Origin of the sequence: Bacillus sp. 179-C3.3 HS (assembly GCF_047229225.1) — a bacterium.
GTDB lineage: Bacteria > Bacillota > Bacilli > Bacillales > Bacillaceae > Bacillus.
The window spans coordinates 1-20,699 of record NZ_JBFEFT010000004.1; the positions used below are offsets into that span (position 1 = coordinate 1).

23 protein-coding genes, 1 tRNA gene, 1 pseudogene and 1 other annotated feature (1 of these 26 running past the window's edge) are annotated in these 20,699 nt (G+C 38.6%); of the genes and pseudogenes, 20 read left to right on the forward strand and 5 right to left on the reverse strand.

What is annotated here, in order from left to right:
• Together AB1K80_RS04005 and AB1K80_RS04010 are read right to left on the reverse strand one after the other, a co-directional pair.
• The coding region (locus AB1K80_RS04005; RefSeq protein WP_412855335.1) for a T7SS effector LXG polymorphic toxin at nt 1–566 on the reverse strand (566 nt) is incomplete at its 3' end.
• 248 nt (nt 567–814) lie between these two features.
• A complete protein-coding gene (locus AB1K80_RS04010) occupies nt 815–1,327 on the reverse strand; it encodes a hypothetical protein (protein ID WP_412855336.1) in 513 nt (170 codons plus the stop codon).
• Between the two features lie 111 nt (nt 1,328–1,438).
• Here AB1K80_RS04010 and AB1K80_RS04015 point away from each other — a divergent pair, with 111 nt between their 5' ends.
• Nucleotides 1,439–1,621 (forward strand): hypothetical protein, encoded by a 183-nt coding sequence (locus tag AB1K80_RS04015; protein ID WP_412855337.1) that lies wholly within the window; start codon nt 1,439–1,441, stop codon nt 1,619–1,621.
• Nucleotides 1,622–1,648: 27 nt separating this feature from the next.
• Here the strand turns inward: AB1K80_RS04015 and AB1K80_RS04020 are convergent, their stop codons facing one another.
• The gene (locus AB1K80_RS04020) at nt 1,649–1,840 is read right to left on the reverse strand and encodes a hypothetical protein (protein WP_412855338.1); all 192 of its coding nucleotides are present in this window, start codon (nt 1,838–1,840) and stop codon (nt 1,649–1,651) included.
• A gap of 187 nt (nt 1,841–2,027) precedes the next feature.
• Entirely contained in the window at nt 2,028–2,444 is a 417-nt protein-coding gene (gene arr, locus AB1K80_RS04025) for an NAD(+)--rifampin ADP-ribosyltransferase (RefSeq protein ID WP_412855339.1), read from the reverse strand.
• A gap of 379 nt (nt 2,445–2,823) precedes the next feature.
• Between arr and AB1K80_RS04030 the strand changes: the two genes are divergently transcribed.
• The 18 genes and pseudogenes from AB1K80_RS04030 to AB1K80_RS04115 all read left to right on the forward strand — a co-directional run bounded on the left by AB1K80_RS04030 (nt 2,824) and on the right by AB1K80_RS04115 (nt 18,021).
• Entirely contained in the window at nt 2,824–4,347 is a 1,524-nt protein-coding gene (locus AB1K80_RS04030) for a recombinase family protein (RefSeq protein WP_412855340.1), read from the forward strand.
• 33 nt (nt 4,348–4,380) lie between these two features.
• Nucleotides 4,381–4,467: pseudogene (locus tag AB1K80_RS04035) on the forward strand (hypothetical protein); the annotation flags it as partial.
• A gap of 149 nt (nt 4,468–4,616) precedes the next feature.
• The gene (locus AB1K80_RS04040) at nt 4,617–5,057 is read left to right on the forward strand and encodes a MarR family winged helix-turn-helix transcriptional regulator (protein ID WP_412855341.1); all 441 of its coding nucleotides are present in this window, start codon (nt 4,617–4,619) and stop codon (nt 5,055–5,057) included.
• A 7-nt stretch (nt 5,058–5,064) separates the two neighbouring features.
• Nucleotides 5,065–5,883: a glutamate racemase gene (gene racE, locus AB1K80_RS04045; RefSeq protein ID WP_412855342.1), complete on the forward strand. Its 819-nt coding sequence runs from the start codon at nt 5,065–5,067 to the stop codon at nt 5,881–5,883.
• Nucleotides 5,884–5,984: 101 nt separating this feature from the next.
• Nucleotides 5,985–7,046, forward strand: a complete 1,062-nt coding sequence (locus AB1K80_RS04050) for a GerMN domain-containing protein (RefSeq protein ID WP_412855343.1) — start codon at nt 5,985–5,987, stop codon at nt 7,044–7,046.
• 149 nt (nt 7,047–7,195) lie between these two features.
• Nucleotides 7,196–7,921 (forward strand): ribonuclease PH, encoded by a 726-nt coding sequence (gene rph / locus AB1K80_RS04055; protein ID WP_412855344.1) that lies wholly within the window; start codon nt 7,196–7,198, stop codon nt 7,919–7,921.
• Nucleotides 7,922–7,931: 10 nt separating this feature from the next.
• A complete protein-coding gene (locus AB1K80_RS04060; protein ID WP_412855345.1) occupies nt 7,932–8,534 on the forward strand; it encodes an XTP/dITP diphosphatase in 603 nt (200 codons plus the stop codon).
• A gap of 14 nt (nt 8,535–8,548) precedes the next feature.
• Nucleotides 8,549–9,073, forward strand: coding sequence for a YfcE family phosphodiesterase (locus tag AB1K80_RS04065; RefSeq protein ID WP_412855346.1), 525 nt, complete (start codon nt 8,549–8,551; stop codon nt 9,071–9,073).
• 121 nt (nt 9,074–9,194) lie between these two features.
• Nucleotides 9,195–9,268, forward strand: a tRNA-Arg gene (locus AB1K80_RS04070).
• 379 nt (nt 9,269–9,647) lie between these two features.
• Nucleotides 9,648–10,103, forward strand: a complete 456-nt coding sequence (locus tag AB1K80_RS04075) for a VOC family protein (RefSeq protein WP_412855347.1) — start codon at nt 9,648–9,650, stop codon at nt 10,101–10,103.
• Nucleotides 10,104–10,361: 258 nt separating this feature from the next.
• The gene (locus tag AB1K80_RS04080; RefSeq protein ID WP_412855348.1) at nt 10,362–11,153 is read left to right on the forward strand and encodes a DUF6270 domain-containing protein; all 792 of its coding nucleotides are present in this window, start codon (nt 10,362–10,364) and stop codon (nt 11,151–11,153) included.
• A 520-nt stretch (nt 11,154–11,673) separates the two neighbouring features.
• The gene (locus AB1K80_RS04085; RefSeq protein WP_412855349.1) at nt 11,674–12,999 is read left to right on the forward strand and encodes a Kelch repeat-containing protein; all 1,326 of its coding nucleotides are present in this window, start codon (nt 11,674–11,676) and stop codon (nt 12,997–12,999) included.
• A 233-nt stretch (nt 13,000–13,232) separates the two neighbouring features.
• The gene (locus AB1K80_RS04090; protein WP_024427820.1) at nt 13,233–13,382 is read left to right on the forward strand and encodes a teichoic acid D-Ala incorporation-associated protein DltX; all 150 of its coding nucleotides are present in this window, start codon (nt 13,233–13,235) and stop codon (nt 13,380–13,382) included.
• Nucleotides 13,383–13,396: 14 nt separating this feature from the next.
• Nucleotides 13,397–14,902, forward strand: a complete 1,506-nt coding sequence (gene dltA / locus AB1K80_RS04095; protein ID WP_412855350.1) for a D-alanine--poly(phosphoribitol) ligase subunit DltA — start codon at nt 13,397–13,399, stop codon at nt 14,900–14,902.
• Nucleotides 14,899–16,080 carry a D-alanyl-lipoteichoic acid biosynthesis protein DltB gene (gene dltB / locus AB1K80_RS04100; RefSeq protein WP_412855351.1) on the forward strand — a complete coding sequence of 394 codons (1,182 nt, stop codon included), beginning with the start codon at nt 14,899–14,901 and terminating at the stop codon, nt 16,078–16,080. Before dltA ends, dltB begins: the two co-directional genes overlap by 4 nt.
• A 24-nt stretch (nt 16,081–16,104) precedes the next feature.
• A complete protein-coding gene (gene dltC, locus AB1K80_RS04105) occupies nt 16,105–16,341 on the forward strand; it encodes a D-alanine--poly(phosphoribitol) ligase subunit 2 (protein ID WP_412855352.1) in 237 nt (78 codons plus the stop codon).
• Nucleotides 16,341–17,507 carry a D-alanyl-lipoteichoic acid biosynthesis protein DltD gene (gene dltD, locus AB1K80_RS04110; protein WP_412855353.1) on the forward strand — a complete coding sequence of 389 codons (1,167 nt, stop codon included), beginning with the start codon at nt 16,341–16,343 and terminating at the stop codon, nt 17,505–17,507. Before dltC ends, dltD begins: the two co-directional genes overlap by 1 nt.
• 94 nt (nt 17,508–17,601) lie before the next feature.
• Nucleotides 17,602–18,021 (forward strand): YkvA family protein, encoded by a 420-nt coding sequence (locus tag AB1K80_RS04115; RefSeq protein WP_412855354.1) that lies wholly within the window; start codon nt 17,602–17,604, stop codon nt 18,019–18,021.
• Between the two features lie 32 nt (nt 18,022–18,053).
• On the opposite strand, the gene AB1K80_RS04120 is transcribed toward AB1K80_RS04115, so the two are convergent.
• A complete protein-coding gene (locus AB1K80_RS04120; RefSeq protein ID WP_412855355.1) occupies nt 18,054–19,100 on the reverse strand; it encodes a lactonase family protein in 1,047 nt (348 codons plus the stop codon).
• A gap of 432 nt (nt 19,101–19,532) precedes the next feature.
• Between AB1K80_RS04120 and ilvE the strand changes: the two genes are divergently transcribed.
• On the forward strand, nt 19,533–20,447 hold the full coding sequence (gene ilvE, locus AB1K80_RS04125; protein ID WP_412855356.1) for a branched-chain-amino-acid transaminase: 915 nt from the start codon (nt 19,533–19,535) through the stop codon (nt 20,445–20,447).
• Between the two features lie 8 nt (nt 20,448–20,455).
• Nucleotides 20,456–20,699, forward strand: a binding site (T-box leader); it runs 2 nt beyond the window's last position.

The window sequence follows — 20,699 nt, forward strand, 5'->3', positions numbered from 1 at the left end:
ACATCCATGTATTCCTTCATTGTTTCAAGGGAGCTCTTGGTTTCATTCAAAGCACTGGCTTGTTCTCTATCAAAGGCATGAAGAGAACCAATGGTTTTCGAAATGTTCATCCATGCTTTTTGATAGCTTGCTTGAAAATCAGAATCGTCCACTCTTGGTAAATTAATGATATGGCTGACTTTACCGATGGCGCTGTTCGCATCTGACACGATGTCGGAAATGGCCTGTTCGGCATTTTTTAAGCCTTGATCAAGTTCATGTTCGAGAAACGATTGTGAGATAAAGCCTTTTTCGTTTGATTCAAATGAGCGAAGTGATGTTTTTATCTTTTTGAGCGCGGCGCTGTATTCCTCAATGGTAAGCACGAAGAATTTCAAAAAGGGGATATGACACTCGGTATAAAACGCTCGAATGGCTTCTCCAGCTTCTCCCTTTAGAGCACCATCTAATGAGATGATCTGATTGATTTGTTTTTCTAGGGATTTGATGTTCTGTGATTGTTGCTTTAAGCTTGTCAGTGTTTGAGCAATTGCATCATCCAAAGCTTGAACATCTAACGTTTTCATGGCAATCTCCTTCAATGCTTGGTTACAATCAATAGAGAGTTTACCACTAGATGGAGGTAAATTGAGAAATAAACCCTGGGTTTCCTTAAAAATGAATTTAATTGCATAGGTGAAATAGACTAGATAAGAATAAAAAAATTCTTGTGACTACATCTTAAAGTGTGCAAGTTGAGAACTAGTCTTTTATTACAGCAGAATCAAAAATAAAAAAGCCCTTCCATTTGGAGGGGCTTCATTTGAGGGAACGTTTATTCAACACTATCAATGTTAGTATCTACTTCCGAAATCCATTTTTTGGTTTTAGTTGTTTTATACTTTCCGTTTACATAGATTTTTGTTGTTGCTTGGTATTCAGCTTTGGTGTATTTTCTAATCCATCTATATTTTTCTACTGACTTTAATTTTATTTCTCCTTTGGATGCGACATAACCAGTCACCATTCCAGTAAATGCGGCAGCTGCAGCTGGTCCAAGTTGCAATGTTGAGGCTAAATATCTAGTGATATGGAACATGCCGTATGATGCGGCAGATGCGACTACATAAGAAGGTATAGTGTAATTAGAGGTGAATTGTCCGTCCCACTTTGCTTGAGCTTCCAATTCAGATTTTAACAAGTTCTCATTAAGAGCAAATCGAGAAGGTTCGTAGCTTACTAGTTTTTTAGGAGTCTCATCATTCTCCTGAGCTAATAAAGGAGCACTTACAGAAAACATTAAAACCAAAGACAAACTGACGAGAAACAAAGTTTTGAAGATGTTCATAATAACCCTCTTTCTGGTAATAATGTAGTACATTTCCGATTATAGACAATAAAGGCTTTTAATGCCATCCCTTATGTATTAAAATGTATATGATTTATATAAAGGGGTGTGGTGAGGGTGAGGCATTTTTTAACGGCAATCGTAGTGGCCATAGTTGTAGGGGTAATCGTATATGTTGCAGATCATCGTTTGGGCATGATCCCATTGATGCTAATCTTAGCAGTTGCGATCTATATTGTAAGTAGGATTAGTGAAGCACTGGTTAAGAAATATTCAAAAGAAGACAGTCAATAAAATGCCCCTCCATTCGAAGGGCATTTTTTACTTAAACCGCCATTCCTTTTTCTCTTTATCCCATTTCAATTCCTCACGAGAAACCAGATTCTTAACAGCCTTGCGGATCGCTTCCTCACCTTTGCCTGTTTTCCTTTTAAGGTCATCTATCGTGGGGTTTTTTCTGAATCTGCTCATGTTATAGATGATTCGATAAAGTTTTCTTTCAAGATCGGTCACAGGTCTTCCCTCCTGCAAAGAGAATATATGTTCGATTATAAACGTAAATAAAAGCCCCTTCAAATTGATTAGGAGGGGCTTTTTAATACATATACCAAAGAATTTACTGTTCGATTAATGACGTATCGGCTACAAAAGCTTAAAATCATTCATTTAGAAATTTGTGTGAAGCTTTAACACATTAGGTTCAATCGTATATGACATTCTTACCTTCTTCGCTTAACTTCTTTAAAGATGTGAGCATATGATTGATTTCTTCATCAGAATGTCTTTCCCATGAACCTAATTCAGCTACTATTTTTAAGGGAGATTTCGATCTATAAGAACGTGTTGGGTTTCCAGGGAACCTTTTGTCGGTTAAATTCGGATCATTTTCAAATTCACCTAAGGGTTCTACAATATAAATTCGCTCTTTAGATTGGGTTCTTGCTAATTCAGCGCCCCATTTAGCAGCTTCTAATGTTCCAGTAAAATAGATATGGTTAGATTTTTTATCTTGATAATTGGATAAGTACAATGGTTCTAGCAGGTCACCAATTTTTAGTTTTGCTTTAGTGCCATGAAAAAACGGACCAGGATCTAACACATTTTTCTTATCATTCATATAGCGACACCCCTTATCGATTTTGACTAGCGTATTACAGTATAAGGCTTGATTTGAGTGGAAAACAGTCTATAAAAAGTTTTCAATTAGGGTTATAATAAAAGTAGAGATTAGGATTTGATCGGACACAGAACATGTAGTATTTTCCTTACGATGAGGGTGCGAAAGAAAAGAGTCTATAAGGATTTGTATAACCCAGCTAAAAAAGCTGGGTTTTTCTTTTGAGTATCATAGGAACTCTCTCTAATAAGGAAGTACGCTCTATCATAAACATAAATATGAGACCTTTAAAATTGAATTGCAAATTTTATAAGGATAATGAAATCTTGATGCGGGATGGTATAATTTACATATAAGTTAATAACTGGGGGTATGTTATATGCATTTTCGTAAAGAGACAGTTGACGAAATCACTAAATATGACGACTACCCGTACAAGGTCTATACAAGGGTCTCGACAGATCGTGATGAACAAATATCATCAAAAGAAAACCAAATCGATGTTTGTAGGTACTGGATTGAACAACACAATTATCAATGGGATGACCGTTCTGTTTTGTTAGATGACGGTATTAGTGGTACTGTCCTTGAAGATAGAGCAGCAATGAAATACATTTTTTCATTGGCAGAAAAGAAAGAAATAAAAATGGTTATTTTCAAATCCATCACACGTCTTGCGAGGGATCTGAAAGATGCTCTTTATATTAGAGAGATCTTAGTATCTAACGGTGTTCGTGTCGTCACGCTTGAAGAAGATTATGACAGCCTTTATGAGAGTAAAGCGTCGATGAAATTTGAAATGTCAGCCCTTTTCGCAGAGCAGTTACCTAAATCTATGTCCGTAAACATAAGTGGTGTTCTTGCAGCAAAGGCCAGACGGGGAGAGCACTCTGGAAGAGTACCATATGGTTATATGAAAGAGGGGAAATACCTCGTAATCAACGAAAATGAAGCTGATGTGATCAGGTTGATTTTTCATTTATATAACAACGAGGGATTAGGTCAGAAAAGAGTTACATACGCTTTGCAGGAGAAGTGTAAAGCTGGTGAAATACCTCCACCAAGGAAAAGAAGTAACTGGCAGCTTACAACGGTCCAGACTATTTTAAAAAACCCTATTTATTGTGGAGTTCACATTGCTAATAGACATACAACGATAAAGGTAGATGGGCGAAAGAAATTTATTAGAAATCCACCTGAAAAATGGAATGTTTATGAAGATTTCTGTCCGCCAATCGTTTCTAGAGAAGATTGGGAAAAAGCTAACAGTAAACAAACAGTCAATAAAAAGAGAAAATTCACACCTTGGAATGAGTTGAGAAAGTTAATTATCTGTGGGAAATGTGGATCTAAAATGGTGATTATCCAAACACATCGAGTCAAGAAAAATGGAGAGCGGACTTATTGGAAATACCTAAAATGTAGTAATTTCAGAAGGTCCGGGCAAGATGGGTGTGTGAATCATGTCCCGATCAAATACGAGGAACTTAGAGATTTTGTGATTGAAAATCTCATTAAATTTTCAGAGGGAATTTCACACGACTTCAAGAAAAATTCGCTTGAACAAAAGGAAAAACAAATTAAAGCTATAAAGGCAGAATTGAAATCTTTAGAGACGCAAAACAAAAGATTGTTAGAACTGTACTTAGAAGATCAAATGATTACAAAAGCCGAATTTCAAAGTAAACGGAACGACATTCAGGCTAAAATAACAAATCTTGAACAGAGTTTATTTTCATTGCAACATGTACAAAATGAGAAGAATTCCATCATTGAAATGAAAGCAGTCATTCAAGAACTTGAGGATAGAGAAAAAGATTTAAAGCATGTGTTTGAGAAGCTCATTGATCGTATCGTGATTGATCCAAATGGGCAAATAAACATCTATTATAGATTCAAATGACAAAGCGCGGATAACAATTTGCAAAAGGTACGCTTAGCAAATGCCATGCAAAAGCTAGGAGTCAAAGGTCGTTCACAGGCCGTAGTCGAGCTTCTGCGTATGGGTGAGCTAGAGCTCTAAAGTCAGCCGGTTTTCCTCCATATCGAGGAGGAACCGGTTATTCTGTGTGAATTTCCTCACAGCATCTTCTTGCATTTTCTTTGAAAAACGAGGAAAATAGATGTGTACGTGTTAATTAAAGTGAGATGCTATAGTGAGGTATCAATGAAATGGAAACGAATGAGTTCGACCATGTTGCAGATATTGAGAAATCATTGCGCCATATTGCCGCAATCATTAAGCAAAAAGGTAGAGAAATCCTCAATCAATATACGATTACACCACCACAATTTGTAGGGCTTCAATGGCTCTATGAATTCGGGGATATGACAATAGGTGAATTATCACAAAAGATGTATTTGGCATGTAGCACGACCACTGATTTAATTGATCGAATGGAAAAAAATGAACTTGTTGAACGGGTCAAAGATCCTTCTGACCGCCGAGTCGTCCGTATTCATTTATTGCCAGAAGGTGAGCGGATTATTCAAGAAGTGATCGCCAAACGACAAGAATACGTCAGTGAACTTCTAGGGGCTTTCTCAGAAGAAGAAGCCATCGTTTTCAATCAATCTTTAACGAAACTACAGCAGCAAATGAATAGAAAATGAGGCGATTTTGTTGGATCAACCAATCGGCGTAATTGATTCCGGCGTCGGCGGGCTAACCGTAGCGAAGGAAATCATGAGACAACTGCCAAAAGAAAAAATTATATACGTGGGTGATACAAAACGATGTCCCTATGGCCCGCGGGAACAGGAAGAAGTTCGCCAATATACATGGGAAATGGCGCATTACTTATTGAGACATCACCACATTAAAATGCTCGTCATTGCTTGTAATACGGCAACTGCGATTGCCCTTGATGAAATCAAAGCAACGCTCGATATCCCAGTCATTGGGGTGATTCAGCCTGGTGCACGCACGGCCATCAAGGTGACGAATAATCAACATATTGGTGTTATCGGGACAGCCAATACGATCAAAAGTGAAGCTTATAAAGAAGCGCTGCTTTCTTTAAAAGAAGGTTTGACTGTTCAAAGTCTTGCTTGCCCGCTGCTCGTTCCATTTGTTGAGAGTGGCACGTTTTTAGATCAAACAGCAGACGAAGTTGTCAAAGATTCGCTTGAACCGATGAAAGATACTGGCATCGATACATTGATTCTTGGATGCACACATTATCCTATTTTAAAAGAACCCATTCAGCGCTATATGGGCAGTGATGTTCGCATCATATCATCAGGGGACGAGACAGCAAGAGAAGCCAGTACGATTCTTTCTTATAAAGGGTTGTTAAATGCGTCTCAGGAAGCACCCGATCATACATTTTACACAACAGGCGATCAACTAAATTTTCAAAACATTGCAAGTGACTGGTTCGGCTACCTACCAGGTAAGGTCAAATCCGTGTCACTTGAACGAATGTACCAGTCATAACTCACTTCTACTTGAAGTGGGTTCTTTTTTTATGAAAAGGGTCTAATCGTCCTCTGGAGCTCGTATACATAGTAGTACAAACTACCGGAGGAGGGTGAAGTATGCTGAAAAAAGGATCTACAGCAGCTGTCACATGTATTGCGTCAGCCATGCTTTTATCAGGATGCGGATTATTTCAAACAGACCAAGCGAAGACAGAGATTGATCCACCACAAAACGTCACATATGTGAACGAAAATAAAGAAGAAAAACAAACAGCGAAAGAAGGAAAAGAAGAGAAACAGGCTGATACCGTCATGAGAGAATTATATTTAATTGATAAAAACGGCTATGTCGTCTCCCAATCCATTCCGCTGCCGAAAAATGAAGGAAGTGCCAAGCAAACGCTTGAATATCTCGTAGATGGAGGACCGATTTCAAACCTCATGCCCAATGGATTTAGAGCGGTTTTGCCAGCTGATACGAGCGTATCTGTCGACATTCAAGACGGTACAGCCGTTGTGGACTTTTCAAATGAATTCAAAAACTATAAAAAAGAAGACGAACAGCGCATTTTGCAATCTGTCACATGGACGTTAACGCAGTTTGATTCAGTCGCCAAAGTCAAATTGAAGATGAATGGGCATGAACTAAAAGAAATGCCTGTAAATGGGACACCCATCTCAGATGATTTAAGCAGAGAAGATGGCATCAATATTCAGCACGAGGCGGCCGCTGATATGACGGCGACAAAGCCAGTCACGGTCTACTATTTATCAGAATCCGATGAGCAGACTTACTATGTACCGGTAACAAAGAGAGCGTCAAATGAAGAGGATGATCTGATTGTATCAGCCATTGATGAGCTGGTTTCTGGGCCAAGCAAAACAAGCCAATTGCTCACCGACTTTGACCGAGACGTAAAACTGAATGATGTACCAAAAGTAAAAGATGGTCATGTCACACTCGACTTTAATGAGTCCATTTTTGGCAGCGCAGATGAAAAGAAAAAAGTCATTTCTCAAAAAGTGCTAGATAGTATTGTACTCACATTAACAGAGCTACCTGATGTCAAAAGCGTTTCGGTGAAAGTAAATGGGAAGGCAGACCTGGTGAACGAAAAAGGAGCTGAGCTGACAAAGCCGGTTTCAAGACCAGAACAAGTGAATACAGGTAGTTTTTAACGGCACACATTGATATAATGTAGGAAAAGGGGCAAGCATTGACGCTGCCTCTTTTTTATTCTAGGCGACTAGAACTGAACGAGGTTGTCAAAGTTAGTAGGAGAACCTATTAACAACACATGGAAGTTATATCGTAACGGAGGTAAATCATGAGATTAGATGAAAGACAATATGATGAATTAAGAAAAATTGAAATAGAGGCAGGCTACATCACGCACCCAGAAGGCTCTGTCTTAATCTCAGCGGGAAATACAAAGGTGATTTGCAACGCATCCATTGAAGACCGCGTACCTCCTTTTTTAAGAGGCGAAGGAAAAGGCTGGATCACAGCAGAATATAGCATGCTACCAAGAGCAACAGCACAACGAACCATTCGTGAATCCTCAAAAGGAAAAGTCACAGGACGTACAATGGAGATCCAACGCTTAATTGGACGAGCACTTCGTGCAGTTGTTGATTTAGAAAAACTCGGTGAACGTACGATTTGGATTGATTGTGATGTCATTCAAGCAGATGGCGGAACACGGACGGCTTCCATCACAGGTGCTTTTGTCGCCATGGCGCTTGCCATTCAAAAGCTTCAAGCGGAAAAAGTGATCAAAGAAAACCCAATCACGGACTATTTAGCGGCAATATCCGTCGGAATTGATTCAAAGCAAGGACTTCTGTTAGATTTAAATTATGAGGAAGATTCCTCGGCTGAAGTGGATATGAATGTCATTATGACAGGTACTGGACGTTTTGTAGAACTGCAAGGTACAGGAGAAGAAGCGACATTTACAAGAGAGCAGCTGAACGGTTTGCTTGATTTAGCCGAAAAAGGCATTCGAGAATTAATTGAAAAACAAAAAGCAGTCACAGGAGAAGTCATATAAGGAGAAAGGTTTGATTAGGATGAAAACAGCGATCATTGCTACGCATAATTCGGGAAAAGCAAAAGAATTCAAAGCCATCCTTGAACCAAAAGGTTTCACAGTCAAAACACTAGCAGACATTGGATTTACTGAAGAGATTGAAGAAACAGGACAAACCTTCGAAGAAAATGCCGTGATCAAAGCTGAGGCAATCCAGGCCAAAGCAGGTGAAATGGTGATTGCGGACGATTCAGGTCTGTCGATTGATTATCTTGGCGGGAAACCGGGCGTCTATTCAGCGAGATATGCGGGTGTGGAAAAAGACGATGCTGAGAATGTAAAGAAAGTACTCGATGAACTCAAAGGTGTCGAAAAAGAAGACCGCACAGCCAGATTCCGATGTGCTCTTGCTGTCAGCATACCAGGGAAAGAAACCAAAACGGTTGAAGGATCGGTTGAAGGATTTATCTCAGAAGAACCAATTGGCGAAAACGGCTTCGGATACGATCCTATTTTTATCGTCAAAGATAAGGACAAAACAATGGCTCAATTAACACCAGAGGAGAAAAACAAAATCAGCCATCGAGCGGTTGCGCTTCAAAAACTTTCATCACTGCTAGACGCAAAAGATTAAGGGGGAATGAAGCCATGAAGATACTCATCATTAGCGACAGTCATGGACTCACAGACGAACTTCAAACCATTGCCAAACGGCATGCGGATGAAGTGGACATGATGATTCACTGCGGAGATTCAGAACTCGAAACAAACCATCCGGCACTAGAAGGATACAAAGTCGTCAAAGGAAATTGTGATTTTATAGGCGATTTTGAAGAAGAGCTCCTGCTTCCACTTGATGGAGGCGGAAAACTATTTCTCACCCACGGACATCTACATGGCATCAAACAAACCTTGCTTCAAGTCTACTACCGTGCAGAAGAACTCGGCGCAGACATCGTCTGTTTTGGTCACTCGCACATCCCGGGTAGCGAACGCTTAAGAGGAAAACTGTTCATCAACCCCGGCAGTGTCCACCTGCCAAGAGTGCGAAAAGAACGCAGCTATGCTATACTGACACTAGATGGAAACACAGCGAACATACAATTCTATACGGATGAAGGTCAGACGATTCCAGACCTCGAAAACACCGTCACAATGGAAAGTATTTCATAAGGGCGCATCATCTGCCCCTTATGAAAAAACTTTCGAAAAAACCGTTGACTTTAAAGAACAATAGTAATATAATAAATATTGTCGTTGAGGTATTCCTCATCAGCACACTACATAACAACATGTCCCAGTAGCTCAGCTGGATAGAGCAACGCCCTTCTAAGGCGTCGGTCGGGAGTTCGAATCTCTCCTGGGACGTCATTTAGAAAACCCGTTATTGATACGTATTGTCATTGTTTAATAAAACGATGACATAGACGTTTTGATAACGGGTTTTTTCGTGTACGTAAGACATACGTTAGGATGTACGTTGGTCAAAATGGTTATATTTATCGGCTACTTACAAAGTCTCACGGCTAACTCGTCACCCGAACGTAACGATCCGATCAAAGATGTGGTATCTACGCTTAGGACATTTCATCATTCTAATAAAAACACAAAAGAGGCGACCCAAAGCGGTATTGCTTTTATATACACATACTTTTACATCTGAGAAGCGATTTCATTAAATCCTAAATAAGTGAATATTATGTAATTTCACGATAAAATGATACATGATGATAAAGGGGGCTATTAAATGATCAAAGGGCTATATGAAGCGCATCTACCTGTCAGCAATCTAGAAAAATCTATTGAGTTTTATAAGAAGTTAGGGTTAGAAAAAGCCTATGAACAAGAAAAATTGGTGTTTTTCTGGATTGAGAAAGGATGTAGTTGGTTGGGGTTGTGGGAAACTGATCAGGTGAAAACACCTTATCATCCATCGTTAAGGCATATTGCCTTCCAAATTGATCGAGAGAATCTGCAAAGTGTTAAAGAATGGTTAGCAGAAAGGGACATAGATGTCTCAACTAGTTTTGGATTTCCACCTGAAAAACAGCCACTAGTATTGCCTAATAACCCGCAAGCGCACGCAGCAATTTATTTCAAAGATCCAGATGGCAATTTGATTGAATTCATTGCCCCATTAAGATTGGATGTCGAAGAAGAATTTAAAATGATGACATTAGAAGAATGGAATCAAACAAAATAGATGAACAAGTTGAATTGAGGTTAGTGGGACTGAGAAGATCTTAATATCCAGATTATAATAAAGCTTGATAAAAAAATGAAATAGAAAAATTTAAAATTACTCTAAGTAAACAAATAAGTTAATAGTGGGACAAATGGAAATTTTTAAGTTTGATGAGTTACCTTTTTGATCACCAGGTACAAGAATTGGAAGAGTAAGATTACTATATGATCGATGGTTACTTTACTAAATTAGCAAATAAATGCAAAGGTCGCTGTTTTGGGGAGCTGTGTTTCGAGGGATAATTTTAACTCTAAATTTATTCGTGATTATAAAAAATACGCTAGTTGTGTTCTGCACCAAAATCAAATGTCTATGATTTCTCTTATGTCTGATCCAATACCCTTTGATGAAAAACTCATTGATAATTTAAGTCCCTTTGATACTAGGCACTTCACTACAGAACTAAATAAAAGTTTTTTTAGCGAAATGGAAAAATGTCAACCAGATTACCTGATTATAGACTTTTATGGAGACCTTTTTTACGGTGTCCAAAGGATTGGTGATAGTTATATCACTAATAAACAGTGGTTATTTAAACAGACATCTCTATTTGAGCGCCTCGATATTAGAGAAAAATTTCAAATGTTTTTTGATCAGAAAGATCGTTATTTGGAATTATGGAAAGCTGGAGTAAAACGGCTATTCGACTTTTTAAGAGAAAAAGTGCCGAACTGTAAAGTTATCGTCAACAAAGCCAGATATATTGATGAGTATATCGACAAAGAAACCGGTGAAACGAAAATAATCAGTGAAAGCGGGAAGAAGAAATATATTAACGTTCTAGTATATAACAAGTGGTGGGATGCTTTAGATCATCATGTTATTAAAAATTACAATGTAAAAGTGATTGATTATCAAGGTGAGCGCTATCATTCGATCGAAGATCATCCTTGGGACATGTTTTATGTTCATTATGATATGTCGTTTTATCAGGACTTTTCTAGACAGCTTTTGATGATTGCTCTTGAAGATGTGTTTAAAGAAAAGGGAGGTTTAGCAACGAATTAACCTAGTGTAAAGTATGCGTTATTGAGCGGAGAATAAGGGAGAATGAATTATTATCTAACTCGTGGCTCACGACTATCTGTTCATTGATCGAACAGGAACGTGCATGGCAAACACTCAATAAATTCAGCGATAATTAAGACATTACATATTCTATCACTCTTAAAAATAAGTCAACATAGCTCGTTCGGTGGAGGCCGGCGGGCTTTTTATATTTTGATAGAATAAACAATCTATAGGCTTGATGATGTATGACATTAAGTAATAAAAAAATCTCGTTTTTTCAAATGTCTGTAATTAAATGTATGTTATGTATATGCCTTCTCACAGAATTGTTTTTTACATAATTAGTTATGCCTGTTATTTGTTAATTTTTTAAAGTGGATTTTTTGAAATATCTCTTTAATGCAGGAACGAAGGTATTAACATATTTGGGCGGAAATATGATTAAATGAAAAAATTACAAAAAGTATTAAGTATAACTATAAAAGTCCGATAATTGTAATGTTAATAAAATAAAGGAGTGTTTTTTTTGAAAAAATGTTTTCTTATTTTCTTTTTATTATTATCTTCAATAATTTATCCACTACAATCAATTAAGGCGAATGCAGTCGAGTGGAAAGATATGGCCGATTTACCGGAGGCTAGAGTAGGTGCTAGTAGCGGAGTTGTTGATGGGAAAATTTATGTAATTGGTGGTCAAACTCCGAATAATCAGAGTATTGGTGATCAAACGTTTGTCTATGATCCTAAAACGAATGAGTGGACAAATAAAAAATCGATGCCAACACCTAGATATGGTGCAGCGACGGTGACTTTGAATAACAATATTTATGTCATAGGTGGTTTCTCAACAGATGGACCTGTGAAGACAGTTGAAGTGTATAATCCTAAAAACGACTCGTGGGAAAAGGTTGAGGATGTTCCTCTAGAATATAGATTTGGACCATATAGAACATATGCTGGTAGTGTAAATGGAAAGATTTTCGTTATAGCTCCAGAATCAACAACAAAAATGAGAACGTACAGCTATGATCCCGAAACAAAAAAGTGGGAGAAAAAAAGCCTATTAGATTACTATATGACTGGCGGAACGTTAGATGAGGTAAATGGAAAGCTTTATTTAAATGGAGGAACTGATGCATTAAATAGATCTATCCGTGAATATGATCCTGATACAGACACCTGGACTAAAAAGCCAGGTGGATGGCCATTGGCGTATTATGCAACGGCTGTTTACAATGATAAAGTTATACTTACAGGTGGAACTTTGCGATTGCGTTTATATGATGTTATTTCAGGAACAAGTAATATAGTACAGACTCCTAAAACATATTATAGAAAGGGTCACGTCACTGCTATAGTAGATGATATTTTATATATCATTGGTGGACAAGAATCAACAAATAATGGAATGCCGGTAGCTATTGCGAAATTTAAATCAGTTCAATCAATCTCATTAAAAGAACTGTTACCTAAAGAAGATAACACCGAAACACCAGGTGACAAAGACTCAGAACCAACCACACCACCAAAAGAAGATAATACCGAAACACCAGGTGATAAAGATCCAGAACCAGCCACACCACCAAAGGACGATTCGTCAGATGAGGACGGCGATGCACTTCTCATCATTACAATGGTCAACGGATTGCAGAAAGAGTATGACCTTTCCATGAAAGAAGTCAACGCATTCCTATCTTGGTACAATAAGCGTGATGCAGGAGAAGGTCCGGGGTATTATGAAATTGATGAACATGACAACAATAAAGGTCCCTTCGAAAGTAAAAAGGATTATGTTGTATTCAAGAACATTCTCATGTTCGAAATAAACAAATATAAAAAGTAGATAAAATAAACCACCTAGAACCATTAGGTGGTTTTTTGTACATTTTAGACAAGTTTCAGCAAATTTTTAAGGGAAATTTAAACTTGTTTTTATTTCAAATAGATTAAATTATTGTTACAATAATACAGCTTTTGTTAAAAGGGTTCCAAATCGAAGTTTTCACTATTTTATGAATTGATTTGAAACCTTTCCATCATCCATGCGTCTCTATAAGTGTCAAAAGAAAAGAGGTTATGAATATGCTATTCAAAAAGCTATCAGAAAATAAATCTGTAAAGTGGATAGGATATACAAGTTTTTACTTACTTATTTTGCTATTATTGTTTTTTATTTACGGATTTCATACGGCAAATACGGGATCATTTATTTACAACGATTTTTAATTGGAGATTAAACGATGAAACTATTACACACGATTCATGAATACCAGCAAACGAAACCAACACAGCCAGCATTTGTTTCTCAACATGCTTCCATCACATATGATGCGCTTTGGCGTTTATCAGATCAAATGGCTGGTGCGATTGATGCAGTCGCAACTGACAGTGCACCTGTTATTGTGTACGGTCATATGGAGCCAGAGATGCTGATTTCTTTCTTAGGAACTGTGAAATCAGGTAGACCTTATATTCCGGTGGACATCTCAATACCTATAGAGCGTATCGTCTCAATTATTGAAAGCTCAAAAGCAAGTGTATTGATTTGTGCAAATGAGCAGAATGTACCGAATGTAGCAGAACATATTCAAGTGAAGAGTGCGGTATCACTTTTAGCACTTGAAAAAGAAGCGCCACCATCTTCTCAGTGGGTTCAAGGTGATGATGTCTTTTATATCATTTATACGTCAGGTAGTACTGGAAAGCCTAAGGGAGTTCAGGTTACAGCTAACAATTTAGAGAGCTTTACACAATGGATGTGCAAAGATTTTCCTCTTGGCAACGGGCGTATGTTTTTAAATCAAGCACCATTTTCTTTTGATTTATCTGTGATGGATTTATATCCGGCACTTCAATCAGGCGGCACGCTTTTCTGTTTAGTAAAGGATCTCGTGAATAAACCGAAGGATATGTTTGCAGCACTTGGGCAATCTGACGTTGAAGTGTGGACATCAACACCTTCCTTTGTCCAAATGTGTTTAATGGATCCATCTTTTACAGGGGAACTTTTACCAGAGCTAAAAGTCTTCTTGTTCTGCGGTGAGGCGCTTCCTGTCTCTGTAGCAAGTGCACTGACTGAACGTTTTCCAAAGGCGCAGGTTTTTAATACGTATGGTCCAACTGAAGCAACTGTTGCTATTACATCGATCGAAGTCACAAAGGAGATTCTTGATCAGCACGATTCTTTACCAGTGGGTTATGCCAAGCCTGATACAGAGATCGTCATTTTAGATGAAGAAAGCAAGAACCTTAGTGATGGAGAAAAAGGAGAAATTGTCATCGTTGGTCCGAGCGTCAGCAAAGGCTACTTAGGTGAAGAAGCCTTAACGGATCAAGTGTTCTTTGAATACGAAGGACGTTCTGCTTACCGCACAGGTGATGCGGGTGTGAAACAGGATGGATTAATCACATGCCACGGTCGTCTTGATTACCAAATTAAGCTGCATGGATATCGGATGGAGCTTGAAGAAATTGAATACCATGTTGGCGAGACAACTTATGTGAATGCTTGTGTGATTGTTCCGTTTCAGCCAAATGGGCATGTCGAGTACTTAATTGCAGCGATTGTTCCAACCGAACATTCATTTGAGAAGGAATATCAGCTGACAAGTGCGATTAAGAAAGAGATGGCGGACTCACTGCCTGCGTACATGATTCCAAGAAAATTTGTTTATCTTGAGCAACTGTACATGACGCCTAATGGGAAGGTTGATCGTAAGCGAATTGCGAAAGAGGTCCTACTATGATTCCGTTTAGTTCATTCTTCTTTTTCATTCTCATCGGTATTCTTCTTTTGCCAACGATGATCCTTGGTCTTCGTGGCAAAAGAATGCAAGGTTACAATATGTTTGCCACTGTTGTTGCACTGGCACTCATTTTTTCAAAAGATGCACACGGCGCGCTATTACTGTTTCTGTTTACCGTTTGGCAAGTGCTCATCATACGAATGTATCTATCGTATCGATTAAAGGAAAATAAGGCATATGTTTTCTATATCGCAGTTGTGGCATCAATTTTGCCTCTTGTGTTATCAAAGGTTTTACCTTTTTTCTTAACCCATCAGCCGAACCAACTGCCGCCAATCAACTGGCTGAGCTTTTTAGGGATCTCGTATTTAACATTTAAAGGTGTCCAGTTAATTATTGAGACGAGAGATGGTTTAATCAAAAAGAAAATCCCGATTCACCGTTTGGTGTATTTCATTGTCTTTTTCCCAACGATTTCATCAGGACCGATTGATCGTTATCGCCGGTTTGAAAAGGATATGGAAACGCCACCTGATCAAGAAGCTTATAGTCATCTTCTATATAGTGGAATGCATAAGATTTTTATCGGATTTTTATATAAATTTATTATTGGTTATCTCATTCACACATATATTTTAATGAATATTGATCAGGTGAGCGGCGGTCATTTTGTTCAACAGTTAACGTACATGTATGCTTACAGTATGTATTTGTTCTTTGACTTTGCTGGGTATACAGCGTTTGCCGTTGGTGTGAGTTATATTATGGGCATTAGATCACCAGAAAACTTTAATAAACCGTTTATTAGCCGGAATATTAAGGACTTCTGGAATCGTTGGCACATGTCGTTATCCTTTTGGTTCAGAGACTACGTGTTTATGAGATTTGTGTTCTTTATGACAAAAAAGAAGTGGATCAAGAACCGAATGGCTGTGTCGAATATTGGATATTTTGTCCTCTTTCTATTGATGGGGGCTTGGCATGGGCTTGCGCTACAATACATTATTTACGGACTATACCATGCAGTTGTCATGTCCGGTTACAATTTATTCGAGAAATGGAATAAAAAGCACAAGTGGTGGCCGGATAATAAGGTCACAATGGTTGTGTCAATCATTATTACATTCCATGTGATTTGTTTCGGATTTTATATTTTTTCAGGAAAACCATTTCAATAATAATGATTAAGGGAGTAGAAAATTATGGAATTTAAACATCAAGTATACGATATTATTGCAGAGATTTGTCAGGATGACGTCGTCAAAGAAAATCCAGAGATTGCGATTTTTGAAGAAGGTCTTCTTGATTCATTTGGTACAGTTGAACTACTTATGGCGATTGAAAGTCAGCTGGGAATTACTGTTCCGATTACAGAGTTTGATCGTGATGTGTGGGATACGCCGAATCACATTGCTGAGCAGCTGGCAGAGATGAAGTAATGAAAAAGCGTTTTTTTGGGCCGCTTATTTTAGCGGCTGTTCTATTCATTGGCATTCTTCTTGTCCCGAATGCATGGCTCTCACAGCTAATCCCACAAGATAAATTACAAAAGTCAGCCACAGGATTAGATCCGGGGATGTTTCAAGGTCTTTACTTACAAGAGGAAATGTTAAAAGATCCAACTTATTTACCGATTTATGGTTCATCTGAACTGTCACGTTTTGATCCATATCACCCATCCAATTATTTTCACGAAAATCCTCAAGGATTTACACCATATCTCATTGGGAAGGGTGGCTCGCAATCATTAATACATGCGATGAACTTTGCGGCGCATATGGATCAATTAAAAGGAAAGAAACTTGTGTTTATCGTGTCACCTCAGTGGTTTGTGAAATGGGGATCGGACGAACAGCATTTTGCGCCTAACTATTCAGCACTTCAAGCGCTTGATTTAGCTTATAATCAAAAAATTGATCCATCCGTAAAAAAAGAGCTTATTAAGAGAATAATGCATTTCAAAGCTGTGAAGAATGATATGGTCATCACAGAACTTTTCAAAGCAGAGCTTTCTGGGAATCAAATGGCTTTTAACGCTATTTCTCCTATTGCAAAGACGTACTATGGTATGCTTCAAAAGAAAGACATGTATTATACGATTGGATCGAGCAGTGAACGAACTCTACGTCCGTCTCCTTCGGTTAAGGGGAAGTCATGGGCTGAACTTGAAAAAGAAGCGAGTAAACTAGGTGCTGAAAAAGCAGGCGACAATCCGTTTTATGTCGATCAGAAACTGTTTGAACGTAACCTAAAACCGATAATGACAAAGATGAAGGGTGCTCGTAAGAATTACTCTTATGCAGAATCACCAGAATATAAAGATTTTCAACTTATGTTGGATATACTAAAACAAGCTGGGGCGAAACCACTATTTGTGACAATTCCAGTAAATGGCGACTGGTATGATCACACGGGTTTTCCAATAGAGGGGCGTACAACCTTTTATAAAAAAATCAATCGTCAAATTAGGGATAATGGATTTGAATTAGCAGATTTAACATCTCATGAATATGATCCTTATTTCTTTAAAGATACAATTCATGTCTCGTATAAAGGATGGGTACATATTGATAAGGCGATTGAACAGTTTTACAAAGAGCAGTAGGATGCAGCGGCTTTCTGCTGCTTTTTTATTTGTCCAATCATCAAATTTCTAGTATAACTAGATAGAAGGCTATGCTGATGATGGAGGCGATAAGATGAAACGATCTGAGAAAATAGAACGATTAAAGCGTTCGGAGAAGCACTTTCAAGATCATGCCTTTTGGGAAAAATTAAAAAAGACAGCACAAAAAGCGGGCGTCTCTCTTGTCTATGCTGTGTTGTTGCTTTACTATACATTGCAAAAACCTGATGTACCTGTGAAAGCGAAGACGCTGATTATTGGGGCGCTCGGTTATTTTATTCTTCCGATTGATCTTATTCCAGATGCAATGATTGGTGCCGGTTATACGGATGATTTAGGCGCGATTACATTTGCTCTATTTCAAGTAGCGATGTACATTGATGCTGATGTGAAAGGAAAGGCGAAGGACAGGCTGTCCAAATGGTTCGGTGAAAAAACAGATACATCGGTGATCGATCAAAAGCTTGAGGATGGCGGTATGCCTTCTTCTTAAAAAAAAGCCTCCATATTCGGAGGCTTTTTGATTTATCCTAAAAACTTCACACAAACTGGATGAGGCACTGCGATATCTGATTGTAAGACCGTTAGTTTACCTGTTTCATTGTCCCGTTTGTATAACACGAGGTTGCTGGATTCTTGGTTTGATCCCACTAAAAATTCTTCTGTCGGATCTAGGATAAAATCCCTAGGCCAGTTTCCTTCTGATGAGGCGATATCGACAAGACTTAGTTTGCCATCAGCGTCTGTTTTAAAAATGGCAATGCTGTCATGTCCACGATTTCCCGCATAAACAAATTGTCCGTCTGAAGACACATGAATCGCGCTTCCTTGGTTGTTCTCTGTAAAGTCACTTGGAATCGTCGAGATGGTTTGGACTTCTTCGAAATGTCCGTCTTCTTCAAAGTAACGAAGGACAATGACTTCTGAGCTTAGCTCTGTCATGACATATGCCAATGGTTTCGTCGGATGGAACGTCAGATGACGCGGCCCACTACCTGGTTTTGTTTCAAATGTATGTGCAAGCTCTAGTTTGCCGCTTTCTTTTGTATACGTATAAATTCCATCCGTTCCAAGATCAACAGCAATGGCATATTTTTCATCTGGCGAAAGACCCATAAAGTGTGTGTGCGGCTTTTCTTGTCGGTCTTCGTTTGGGCCAGTTCCTTCATGCTGCGCCTGTGATAGCGTGCGGACAATTGCACCGTTGTCAGCGTCGATGTCATACATTTCTGCTGTTCCTTTATGGTAGTTCGCAGTAAAAGCTAATGTCGTTTCACCATCAACACTGACATGACAAGGAGAAGCCCCATCGGCAAGCTCTTGATTGATCAATGTAAGTGCGCCTGTTGTTGAATCAATTTGATACGCAGCAAGACCGCCCTGTGTCCCTTTTTTTACAACTGCATAGACAAATTTTTGATCTTCTGACACCGTTAAATATGTAGGGTTTTCGAGTTCAGCAGCGACAGTTACTTGTTCGATCTGTTGCTTGTCCGTATTTAATGTAAATGAATAGATGCCTTTGCTGTCTCCCTTTGTATACGTTCCAATATAACCTCTGATGTTAGCCATGATTTGCCCTCCTTCATTAAGATGCTCTCATTTTATCATAAAATTCTAAGATTACACTTGTGAAAGATACTTCATACAAAATGAAACGATTCAATCGGAGTTTTCACGATAAAAAGGCTGTGAAAAAATATGACAAAAGATTGTGCAATGAGAAATCGATCATGTAAAGTAAAATTTTTGCAGAAAAAAACAAAAAATTTTATGTTTTTTCATTCCTTGTCTAGCAATGGTGTAAGCGTATACAATTTATTTCGATTAGTCTAAATTGTCTAATAATTTTAAAAATGCTGTTGACACTGTTTGGAAAGGAGCGTAAGATTGGTTCAACAAAAGCTAAACAAACACACACAGAGCAACATGCATCAGATATTCCAATATGAAGTATCTGAAAATTCAACTATTTTTATTTGCAAGAAAGGGTGCTCGCTGATTATGGAAGACCAAAGGGAACAGTGGATCTTTTTAAACGATAAACTCGTGAAAAAAGAGGATGCGAAAGTTTCAGTTTATGATCATGGTTTCTTATACGGTGACGGTGTTTTCGAAGGTATACGCGTCTATGACGGAAATATCTTTCGAATGAAAGAGCATTTAGATCGCCTATACGATTCGGCCAGATCCATTATGCTGAACATTCCATATTCATTTGAGGAACTCGCTGAACACATGATTCATACAGTTGAGAGGAACGGCTTAAAAGATGCCTACATTCGTCTTGTTGTGTCAAGAGGAGCTGGTGATCTCGGTCTAGATCCAAACAACTGCGGCAGAGCCAACACAGTGATCATTGTGGAACCACTGGCCATTTTTCCAAAGCACCTATATGAAACTGGCATTGATATTGTGACTGTACCGACAAGACGAAATCGTCCAGACGTACTTAGTCCGAAAGTGAAATCTTTAAACTATTTAAATAACATACTTGTCCGAATCGAAGCTCAAATGGCCGGTGTGAGTGAAGCGTTGATGCTAAACGATCAAGGGTATGTCGCAGAAGGTTCAGCGGACAACGTGTTTATTTATAAGCAAGGCAAGCTCTATACGCCACCAGGTTATATCGGTGCTCTCGAAGGTATTACAAGAAACGCGATCATGGAGATTGCAGACGACTTGGGGTATGAGGTAAAAGAAGAGCCATTCACGAGACATGATGTGTACACAGCAGAAGAAGTTTTCCTGACTGGAACCGCTGCAGAGGTCATTGCAGTTGTGAAGGTTGACGGCCGTACAATCGGTGATGGGAAACCAGGCTTCCACACAAACAAACTGCTTGAACAATTCCGCAAGCGAGTAGTTGAAGAAGGCGAAAAAGTCGTTTTTACAGATGAAAACATTCATGCAAGTTAAATAGATATCGATAAACGTTGAAGAGGACTAGTAGCTTTAGAGTCAGTATCTACAGAGAGCCGGTGTTAGGTGGAAACCGGTGTTACTTTCTAAAGTGAACTCACCTCTGAGTGTCTGCTTGAAATGATAGTAGGGCGGACCGAGTGAGATTGCTCACTCGTTACCAAAATGGATGAAAGATGTCCATGAGACGGCACGTTCAAGTGCCGTGAACAAGGGTGGTACCGCGAAAAATAAGCTTTTTCGCCCCTT